Consider the following 9,724-nt stretch of genomic DNA (forward strand, 5'->3'; position numbering starts at 1 on the left):
TCCGGGCAGGGTCTGGGCCACCAGATCGGTGCTGAAGCCCGCCGGGCCATGCGCGATGGCATGCAACTGCTTGAACGCGAAGCGGTGCACCGGCACCGCGCTGTCCTTGTACAGCGCGGCCAGGTCGGCCGGTGCCAGCACCGCCTGCTTGGCGGCCAGCGGTTGCTCGAGATCGATCACCTGGGCCAGCTGCTTCGGCAGCTTCACTTTCAGCGCGTCGAAGATGTCGGGGATGTGGATCAGGCGCCGCGGCTCGACCAGGATCGTCGCGTCGCGCCGGTTGCCCCAGGGTGGGTTCCAGTTCGGCTGGTTCGGTGGTGGCGGTGCGTTCCACGACAGGATCGCGCGCATGCGGATCAGCTTCGGCCCCAGCAGGCACAGCTTGCGGGCCGGGTTCACCGGCAGCTGGGCCGCGTACTCCAGACGTTTGGAACCTTCGGTGCCCTGCGGGATGTTCCAGACCTGGAAACTGGTCAGGCCCTGGTCCTGCCAGCTGGCGCCGTTGTCGAAGGACAGGTAGAAGCGCAGGTACTCGGTGCTGCCGGCGCCGCACAGGCTGCTGCCGTAGCCGCTGGGCTGGTAGACGTAGACAACAGCCTCCAGCCGCTGCTGCTGCGGCTGGTAGCCCACGCAGGCGAGTTCTTCGTAGTAGGTGTTGCCGGACAGCGGCAGCACCGGCGGAAACGGGCTGGCGTCGAGGTTGCCGAAATAGTTCGGGTTGGCCAGCAGCAGCGCCTTGTAGTGCGCGCGCTCGGTGGCAAACGGCCCTTGCATCGCCGCCTGCGATTTGCTCACGGCCTTCTTCAGTTCGTCGTTCATGGTCTGCATCTCCTGCGATCGAAAACCTGCAACCGGCGACATGCCGGCGCTGGTACCCAAGGTAGGAGTGGTGCGCAATCGACGCGTCCACAAGGCGAGGGAACTTCCCCACTTCATCGTGGGGCCCCATTTCGTCGTTAGGGGGCATGGGACAATGCGGCCGTGAAGCAAGCCAGACCGCCGCTGGGGCGATCACCGAAAGGTGGCCCTGGAGGAAGGTCCGGACTGCACAGGGCGGCGTAGCAGCTAACGGCTGTCCACCGTGAGGTGAGGATCAGAGCAACAGAGACGAGCCGATTCAGTTCGGGTGAAACGGGCAATCTCTACGCGCAGCAACACCGAATAGGCACACGATGATCTGGCCCGGGGAGTGTGCGGGTAGGTGGCACCGAGCCGTGCAGTGATGCACGGCCCAGAGGAATGGCGGTCACGGCGCGGGCTTCGCAAGGAGCCCGCGCCGCACAGAATCCGGCCTATCGGCTTGCTTCACACTTTTTTTCTGAGCGCCGACGGCAGCGGCACCTCGACCTTCCGCGCGCTGCAGTCGGCCGGATGGCCGTTGATAAAGCGGGTTAGGTGTCGATGCCGATCGGGAAACGCTGCAAGGGGCGAGATTCAGCGCCCGCTACACTCGGCCGGCTCGATGAATCCCGATTCCCACCTTCTCTGGCGCCGCCCGCGCTGGGCCCTGGCCATGCTGCTGGCCTGCCTGGGCACGCTGGGCCCCTTCGCGATCGACACCTACCTGCCGGCCTTTTCCGGCATTGCGGCCTCGCTGGGCGCCACGCCGGCGCAGATGCAGCAGACGCTGTCGGCCTACCTGTTCGGCTTCGCGCTGATGAACCTGTTCCACGGCGCGCTGTCCGACGCGGTGGGCCGCCGGCCGGTGGTGCTGAGCGGCCTGGCCGTGTTCACGTTGGCCTCGCTGGGCTGCGCGCTGTCCGAATCCATCGGCGCGCTGGTCGCTTTCCGCGCGCTGCAGGGCATGTCTGCCGGTGCTGGCGTGGTGGTGTCGCGCGCCATCATCCGCGACATGTTCCCGCCGTCCGATGCGCAACGTGTGATGTCGCAGGTGACGATCTTCTTCGGCGCCGCGCCGGCCATCGCACCGGTGATGGGCGGCTTCCTGTTCGTGCATGCGGGCTGGCATTCGATCTTCTGGGTGCTGACCGGCATCGGCGTGTTGCTGTTTGCGATCAACGCGCGCTGGCTGCCGGAAACCCTGCACATCAGCCAGCGCCAGTCGTTCATGCCGGCGCCGTTGATGCGCAGCTATGCCGAGCTGATCGGCAATGCGCGCTTCGTCGCGCTGGTGTTCGCCAGCGGCGTGCCCTTCAACGGCATGTTCCTGTACGTGCTGTCGGCGCCCGAATGGCTGGGCACGCACCTGAAGCTGGGGCCGACGCAGTTCTTCTGGTTCTTCGGCCTGACCATCGCCGGCATCATGGCCGGCGCCTTTGTCTCGGGCCGCATGGCCGGGCGCATGCCGCCGAAGCGGCAGATTCGCTACGGCTTCACGATCATGGTGGTGGTGTCGATCGTCAACGTGCTGCTGAACCTGATGCTCGATCCGCACCCGGCCTGGGCGCTGCCGCCGGTGGCGCTGTTTTCCTTCGGCTGGGCGCTGATGGTGCCGGTGGTCACGCTGATGGTGCTGGACCTGGCACCGGACCGGCGCGGCATGGCCTCGTCGTTGCAGGCCTGCGTCGGCAGCGCGGCCAATGGCGTGGTGGCCGGTGTGATCGCACCGCTGGTGATGCACTCGACGCTGGCGCTGTCGCTGGCGTCGATGGGCTTGATGGGCGTGGGTCTCGTGGCCTGGGCCTGGGTGCGCCGGCGCGGCATCTGAACATCTCCGCAGCGGCTTGCGGCCGCCTTCCCGGACGGGTGGGCGGCCCTCAAGAACAGCGCCAGGCGGCCGATAGCGTGGGGGAGAGGGTCCGCGTCCCGGCGGCCCCTGCCTGGAAGAGCCTGCCCATGCCCAGCCCCGTGTTGACTGTCTTGCGCCATCCCCTGACGGCCGCCCTGGCCCTGTATTTTGCCGCCGCGCAGCCGGTGCTGGCCGCTGACGGGCACGAGATCGTCAGGCCCATCGTCAAGCGCGACGAAGCCAAGCTCGCGCCGCTGCTGCCACGGACGGGCAGTGCGGCCGCGCCGGCGCCAACGGCCGACCCGATGGACGTGCTGCGCGAACGCCTGGCGCAGCGCCTGGGCGCGGCAAAGGCGCCGGACGCGAAGACGCCGTACGTGATGCAAGTCAGCAGCAAGGCCGAAGCGCCTGATGCCCATGCCGCCCCCGCGGCTGCGGTGGCCGCGCCGCCGAAACCCCGCAAGGCCGCGGCAGCCGCTGCGCCCGGCACCGCCGACCTGGTGGCCACCCTGCGCGCCGAGAAGGCGGCCGCCGGCCACCGGCCCGATGGTCATTCGCTGCACTGGAGCTACGACGGCGCCGCCGGCCCCGAAGCCTGGGCGCGCGTGAACCCTGAATTCGCCAAGTGCAGCACCGGCCAGCGCCAAAGCCCGATCGACATCCGCGGCGGCGTGCGGGTGGACCTGGACCCGATCCAGTTCGACTACCGGCCGGCTGGTTTCCGGGTCATCGATAACGGCCATACGGTGCAGGTCAATGTCGGCGGCGGCAACTCGATCGAGGCGCAGGGCCGGCGCTACGACCTGGTGCAGTTCCATTTCCACCGCCCGTCCGAAGAGCGCATCGATGGTCGCCAGTTCGACATGGTGGCGCACCTGGTGCACAAGGATGCCGAAGGCCGCCTCGCGGTGGTGGCGGTGCTGCTGGACCGCGGCAGCGCGCACCCGGTGGTGCAGCAGGTGTGGAACAACCTGCCGCTGGAAAAAGGCGAAGAACTGCCGGCCAAGGCGACGATCGACCTCGGCCGTCTGCTGCCCGAGGACAAGCGCTACTACACCTACATGGGCTCGCTGACCACGCCGCCGTGCAGCGAAGGCGTGCTGTGGATGGTGATGCAGCAGCCGGTGGCGATCTCGCCCGACCAGGTGAACGTGTTCGCGCGGCTGTACCCGATGAATGCGCGGCCGATCCAGTCGGCCGCCGGACGGCTGATCAAGCAGAGCAACTGAGCCCCCGGCCGCTTGGCGGCTGCGGCGCCGGCTTCTTTGTCAGGCCTGGCCCAGATTCGATTGCAGGCGCTGCAGCAGGTCTTTCAGCTGCGCATGCTCGGCGGGGCTCAGGCCGGCGATGGCGGCTTTGGCCAGGCGCTGGCGCTGCTGGTGCAGGCTGCGTTGCACGGCATGGCCGGCATCGGTCAGCTGCAGGCGCAGCTGGCGACGGTCTTCGGCGTCTGCCTCGCGTTCGAGCAGGCCGATCTCCAGCAGGCGCTTGATCAGCCGCGCCAGCTGCGCCTTGTCGCGTCCGCTGTGCTCGGCCAGCTCGGTCTGCGTGGCGCCGGGGTGCTGCGCGAAGAAGCCCAGCACCTTGCTTTCCATGTGCGTGATGTCGTGCGGCCCGTCGCGCAGGCGCTGGTATTGCAGCGCGCGGAACTGGTGCATCACGCTGTGCACGAGCTCCAGCACGTCGTCGTCCCCGCGACGGTTCTGATGGTTGACATTGTCAATTGATTCCCGCATGATGGGTGATATTGTCAACCAAATCGGAACGCCTCGGGATGAATACCGACACCACCCCCCGCCGCGTGCAGCGCGTGCGCCATGAAATGCGCCGCCGCACGCTGCAGGTCAAGCATGTGCAGACGCTGAGCCCCGGCATGCGCCGCATCACGCTGGCCGGAGAAGACCTGGCCGGCTTCGTCAGCGCCTCATTCGACGATCACGTCAAGCTGTTCTTCGGCCCGCTGGACGCCAACCCGGCGATGCGCGACTACACGCCGCGCCGCCACGACGATGCGGCCGGTGAACTGGACATCGAGTTCGCGCTGCATGGTGACGGCCCTGCCGCGGCCTGGGCCTTGCAGGCGCAGGCGGGCCAGACCTTGACGGTCGGCGGCCCGCGCGGCTCGTTCATCGTGCCACTGGACTACGACTGGCACCTGCTGGCCGGCGACGAAACCGCGATGCCCGCCATCGCGCGCCGGCTGGAAGAACTGCCGGCCGGTGCGCGTGCCACCGTCTGGCTGGCGGTGGCCGTGCCGGATCGCCGGCCGCTGGCCAGTGCCGCGACCGTGGACCTGCACTGGTTCGACGACGACGCCAGCCTGATCGCTGGAGCCCGCGCGTGGGCCCTGCCCGCCGGGGAAGGCTATGCCTGGTGTGCCGGCGAGGCCGCCACGATGGCCGAACTGCGCCGCGTGCTGGTGCAGGACAAGGGCCATGACCGCCAGGCCATTCGCGCCGCGGCGTACTGGAAGCGGGGCAGTGCCAACCACCATCAGAACCTGGACGACTGAGCCGCGGCGCCACGCCACGAAGGCGCTGGCGCCGCGGCAGGCAGGATCAGCGTCACGAACACTGCGCTGCCGATGAGCAGGCTTCGGCGCAGCGCGCCGGCGCTGTCAGCAGTGCGCACGATGCCTGGGATCTCAATTGCGATCGGCTCGTGGGGGCAGTTCGACGATGTCGGTCGCGGCCGTGCTGGCCGGGGCGGGCGTGCTGACCGGAGCGGGCGTGGCGACAGGCTCGGGCGTGATCACCGGCGATTCCTGGCGCACGACGGCGACTTCCGGCGTGCGCTCGTTCTGCAGCGCCGGATGCGACGGCATCGCCTCGACAACTGCGACCGGTTCTGCCGGTGCGGCAGGCAAGGCCATCGGGGCCGTCGCGGTGTCGGGGCTGGATTGGGTGGAGGTGCAGCCGATTGCCGTGACCACCGAGACCGTGACGGCGGTTGCGACGAAGATTCTCGAGACGTTCATGGCAGTACTCCTGGGCAAGTGAGTCGTGGGGCGGTTGTCGGCGAAGCCGAACACTGCACAGGCTAGGCCCCGGCCAAAGCGATGAACGCCGGACGCTGGCGCGCCTGTGCGTAGGACGAGGGCGCAGCCAACCAGCGGGCGCGCCTGACATCGAGTCGCGCTCAGGCCGGAGGCGTCTTCGCGCTTGTTGCCAGAAGCGTCTTCACGCTTGTGGGGAGTTCACGACCCGGTTTGATCCCGCCCAGCCGCCCGAGTAAGCTCTGCTGAGCACCCACCGTTCTCACCCAAAGCTTTCACTGCCGCGCCTAAGTCTATATTTTTGAAGCAGTTTTTGCCTGCACTCACCCACTTGAGAAGGCGTTACTAAGTGCTTGATTTCATTGATTATTTTTAGCGACTTGCGTTGACCCTCTGAATTTACTGGGATAAAGTGTCGCCCAGTGGGTGAAGGTGGGAAAACGTGGGATTTCTGTTTCAGGGGACTTCAGCGCTGTCGCTGGACGTGAAGGGGCGCATCAACGTCCCGGCGCGTCATCGCGAGTTGCTGATGGCCACCACGAACGGCGAACTCACGCTGACCAAACACCCGGTCGGCTGCCTGCTGGTCTTTCCGCGCCCGGCCTGGGAACAGTTCCGCGAGAAGCTGATGACGCTGCCGATGTCGGCCGACGGCTGGCGGCGCATCTTCATCGGCAGCGCGGTCGACGTGGACGTCGACGGTGCCGGCCGCCTGAGCGTGTCGCCCGAATTGCGCGCGGCCGCCGGGCTGGTCAAGGACGTGCTGCTGCTGGGCATGGGCCAGCGGCTGGAGTTGTGGGACGTGGCGCGGCATGCCGCCCACGAGGCGGAGACGATGGCCGGCGAGATGCCCGATGCCATCAAGGACTTCGTTTTCTGATGTCCGCCGTGACGCAATGGCAGCACACCACCGTCCTCCTGACCGAAGCGATCGAAGCGATCGTGACGCAGGCAGACGGCACCTATGTCGACGGCACCTTCGGCCGCGGTGGCCATTCACGCGCCTTGCTGGCGCAACTGGCGCCGGGCGCCACGCTGGTGGTCTTCGACAAGGACCCCGAGGCGATTGCCGTGGCTCAGGCGCTGGCGGCCACCGATGCACGGGTGCGCGTGGTGCATGCCGGCTTCGCGACGCTGCGCGATTCCCTGGCCGAACTGGGCATCGCCAAGGTCCACGGTTTGCTGCTGGACCTGGGCATCAGCTCGCCGCAGATCGACAACCCCGCGCGGGGTTTCAGCTTCCGCTTCGATGCGCCGCTGGACATGCGCATGGACACGACCCGTGGCGAGACCGCCGCGGCCTTCCTGGAACGCGCCGATGAGCGCCAGATCGCAGAGGTGATCCGTGACTACGGCGAAGAACGGTTTGCTGTACAGATTGCAAAGGCGCTTGTTGCTCGCCGGGCGAGCGGGAGTGCCGTTCGAACCACGCTTGAGCTTTCCGAAGTCGTGGCTCGTGCGGTCAAAACCCGCGAACCGGGCCAGGACCCTGCAACGCGCACATTTCAAGCTCTTCGGATTTTCGTCAACGCTGAGCTCGAGGAACTCGAGCAGGCCCTGAGCGCCACGCTGGACCTGCTCTCACCCGGAGGCCGGCTCGCCGTGATCAGCTTCCACTCGCTCGAAGACCGCATCGTCAAGACCTTCATCGCGCGCGAAAGCCGCGAGGTGGTGGACCGGCGCGCGAAGTTCGCGCCGCCCAAGGCGATGCGGCTGGTTTCGCTGGGCCGCACCAAGCCGTCCGACGATGAGGTGAGGGCGAATCCGCGGGCCCGCTCGGCGATCCTGCGCGTGGCCGAGCGCACCGAAGCCGGGGTCTCGGCATGACCCGCATCAACCTGCTGCTGTTGCTGGCCGTCATCGGCAGCAGCCTGGTGCTGATCCGCAGCGCCTACGACAGCCGCCGCCTGTTCGCCGAAATCCACCGGACCGAGCTCGAAGCCTCGCGGCTGGAAGGTGAATACAAGCGCCTGGAAGCGGAGCGCCAGGCCCAGGCCACCAGCCTGCGTGTTGAACGCACCGCCCGCGAGAAGCTGGCGATGCGCACCGTGACGCCGGCGGTGACGATGTACGTGGTCGACCCGGCTGCGTCCAGCCCCACCGGAGTGTTGCGATGAAGATCCTCCAGCGCAGCAACACGCGCGCCGTCAACTACGCCACCAGCCCGCTGCTGGCCTCCAAGACGCCGAACTGGCGCAGCCGCTTCGTCGTCGCGCTGGTGGCCTTCAGCTTTGCCGGGCTGCTGGGCCGCGCGGCCTATGTGCAGATCATCGGCGCGGAGTTCTTCCAGAAGCAGGGCGAGAAGCGCTACGCGCACACGCTGGACGTGCCGGCCAGCCGCGGCCGCATCCTCGACCGCAACGGCCTGCTGCTGGCCACCAGCGTGCCGGCGCCCAGCGTCTGGGCGATCCCGAAGGACTTCGAGGCCAGCACCGAGCAGCGCAAGAAGCTGCTGAAGCTGCTGGGCATGGATGCCAAGGAGTTCGATGCCCGCATGAGCAGCGGCAGCAACAACTTCGCGTGGATCCGCCGCCAGGTCGATGGCGAGGCCTGGGCGCAGATCAAGACGCTGGGCATCAAGGGCCTGTACGAAACCCGCGAGTACAAACGGCGTTATCCCGAAGGTGAATCGGCGGCCCATGTGGTCGGCTTCACCAACATCGAGGACAAGGGCCAGGAAGGCATCGAACTCGGCTTCCAGCACGAGCTGCAGGGCAAGGACGGCACGCGCGGCGTCGTGAAGGACCGGCTGGGCCGCGTGGTGGAGGACATGGGCGCCAGCCTGGACCCCGCCAACGGCCGCGACATCCAGCTGGCCATCGATTCCAAGGTGCAGTTCTTCGCCTACCAGCGCGTGCGCGATGCGGTGGCCGAGCACAAGGCCAAGGCCGGCAGCGTGGTGGTGCTGGACGTGCAGACCGGCGAAATCCTGGCGCTGGCCAACTACCCCAGCTACGACCCCGGCGAGCGCAGCCGCCTGTCCGGCGCGCAGTTGCGCAACCGCGCGCTGACCGATGTCTTCGAGCCCGGCTCGACGATGAAGCCCTTCATCGCCGCCTGGGCGCTGGAGACCGGCCGCGTGAAGGTCGACACGCCGATCACCACTGCGCCCGGCAGCCTGGTGGTCGGTGGCGTGGCGATCAGGGATGCGCACCCGCACGGCGCGCTGACAGTGCAGGAAGTGATCCAGAAGTCCAGCAACATCGGCGCCGCGCGTTTGGCGATGCAGATGCCCTCGCGCGAGTTGTGGGAGCTGTTCAGCAATGTCGGCTACGGCCAGAAGCCGCAGATCAGTTTCCCCGGCGCCGTCACGGGCCGCTTGCGCCCATACAAGAGCTGGCGGCCGATCGAGCAGGCCACCATGGCCTATGGCTACGGGCTGTCGGCGTCGCTGCTGCAGATGGCGCATGCCTACACGATGTTCGCCAACGACGGCGAGGTGATCCCGGTCAGCATGCTGCGCCAGGAAGCGCATGCGCCCGGCCTGCGCGTGATCTCGGCGCAGACGGCGCGCGAGGTCCGCAAGATGCTGCAGATGGCCGCCGCGCCCGGCGGCACGGGGCCCAAGGCGCAGACCATCGGCTACTCGGTGGGCGGCAAGAGCGGCACCGCGCACAAGCAAGAAGGCAAGGGCTACGCCAGCAACAAGTACCGCTCGTGGTTCGTCGGCCTGGCGCCGATCGACAAGCCGCGCATCATCGTCGCGGTGATGGTCGACGAGCCGAGCAACGGTGTCTACTACGGCGGTGATGTCGCCGCACCGGTGTTCAGCCAGGTGGTGCAGCAATCGCTGCGCATGCTGGGCGTGCCGCCGGACCTGGACGTCAAGCCGCAGGTGGTGGCCAAGGCGCTGCCTCCGGTCCACGAAAGCTTTTGATGTTGACCCACCTGTCCTCCCCCGAAGCCGCTGCCCGCTGGCTCGGTGAATGGGTCACCGGCACGCTGTGCATCGACAGCCGCCAGGTCCGGCCCGGCGATGCCTTCATCGCCTGGCCGGGTTACGCCAAGGACGGCCGCCAGTACGTGCGCGCGGCGCTCGA

At 67.8% G+C, this 9,724-nt stretch carries 9 protein-coding genes, 1 other RNA gene and 1 pseudogene; 9 read left to right on the forward strand and 2 right to left on the reverse strand.

Going from position 1 to position 9,724, the window contains the following annotated elements; genetic code table 11:
* Positions 1-819: pseudogene (locus VLK61_RS23090) on the reverse strand (hypothetical protein); the annotation flags it as partial.
* Positions 820-983: 164 nt separating this feature from the next.
* Between VLK61_RS23090 and rnpB the strand changes: the two are divergent.
* The 3 genes from rnpB (at position 984) to VLK61_RS23105 (ending at position 3,918) form a co-directional block, all read left to right on the forward strand.
* Positions 984-1,311: RNase P RNA component class A (rnpB, locus tag VLK61_RS23095), an RNA gene on the forward strand.
* Between the two features lie 151 nt (positions 1,312-1,462).
* Entirely contained in the window at positions 1,463-2,668 is a 1,206-nt protein-coding gene (locus tag VLK61_RS23100) for a multidrug effflux MFS transporter (protein WP_325424376.1), read from the forward strand.
* A gap of 128 nt (positions 2,669-2,796) precedes the next feature.
* Entirely contained in the window at positions 2,797-3,918 is a 1,122-nt protein-coding gene (locus tag VLK61_RS23105; protein ID WP_325424378.1) for a carbonic anhydrase, read from the forward strand.
* A 39-nt stretch (positions 3,919-3,957) separates the two neighbouring features.
* Here the strand turns inward: VLK61_RS23105 and VLK61_RS23110 are convergent, their stop codons facing one another.
* Positions 3,958-4,425, reverse strand: coding sequence for a MarR family winged helix-turn-helix transcriptional regulator (locus VLK61_RS23110; RefSeq protein ID WP_325424380.1), 468 nt, complete (start codon positions 4,423-4,425; stop codon positions 3,958-3,960).
* A gap of 38 nt (positions 4,426-4,463) precedes the next feature.
* Here VLK61_RS23110 and VLK61_RS23115 point away from each other — a divergent pair, with 38 nt between their 5' ends.
* From VLK61_RS23115 to VLK61_RS23140, 6 genes are all read left to right on the forward strand, one after another.
* Positions 4,464-5,201, forward strand: coding sequence for a siderophore-interacting protein (locus VLK61_RS23115; RefSeq protein WP_325424382.1), 738 nt, complete (start codon positions 4,464-4,466; stop codon positions 5,199-5,201).
* A 166-nt stretch (positions 5,202-5,367) separates the two neighbouring features.
* The gene (locus tag VLK61_RS23120) at positions 5,368-5,688 is read left to right on the forward strand and encodes a hypothetical protein (protein WP_325424384.1); all 321 of its coding nucleotides are present in this window, start codon (positions 5,368-5,370) and stop codon (positions 5,686-5,688) included.
* A 447-nt stretch (positions 5,689-6,135) separates the two neighbouring features.
* A complete protein-coding gene (locus tag VLK61_RS23125) occupies positions 6,136-6,564 on the forward strand; it encodes a division/cell wall cluster transcriptional repressor MraZ (RefSeq protein WP_325424390.1) in 429 nt (142 codons plus the stop codon).
* Positions 6,564-7,511: a 16S rRNA (cytosine(1402)-N(4))-methyltransferase RsmH gene (gene rsmH / locus VLK61_RS23130; protein WP_325424386.1), complete on the forward strand. Its 948-nt coding sequence runs from the start codon at positions 6,564-6,566 to the stop codon at positions 7,509-7,511. Before VLK61_RS23125 ends, rsmH begins: the two co-directional genes overlap by 1 nt.
* Complete coding sequence (ftsL, locus tag VLK61_RS23135) at positions 7,508-7,801, forward strand: cell division protein FtsL (protein WP_325424388.1); 294 nt, start codon at positions 7,508-7,510, stop codon at positions 7,799-7,801. Before rsmH ends, ftsL begins: the two co-directional genes overlap by 4 nt.
* The gene (locus VLK61_RS23140; protein WP_325424389.1) at positions 7,798-9,561 is read left to right on the forward strand and encodes a peptidoglycan D,D-transpeptidase FtsI family protein; all 1,764 of its coding nucleotides are present in this window, start codon (positions 7,798-7,800) and stop codon (positions 9,559-9,561) included. Before ftsL ends, VLK61_RS23140 begins: the two co-directional genes overlap by 4 nt.
* The last annotated feature ends 163 nt before the right edge of the window (positions 9,562-9,724 follow it).

Origin of the sequence: Aquabacterium sp. (assembly GCF_035476535.1) — a bacterium.
GTDB lineage: Bacteria > Pseudomonadota > Gammaproteobacteria > Burkholderiales > Burkholderiaceae_C > Pseudaquabacterium.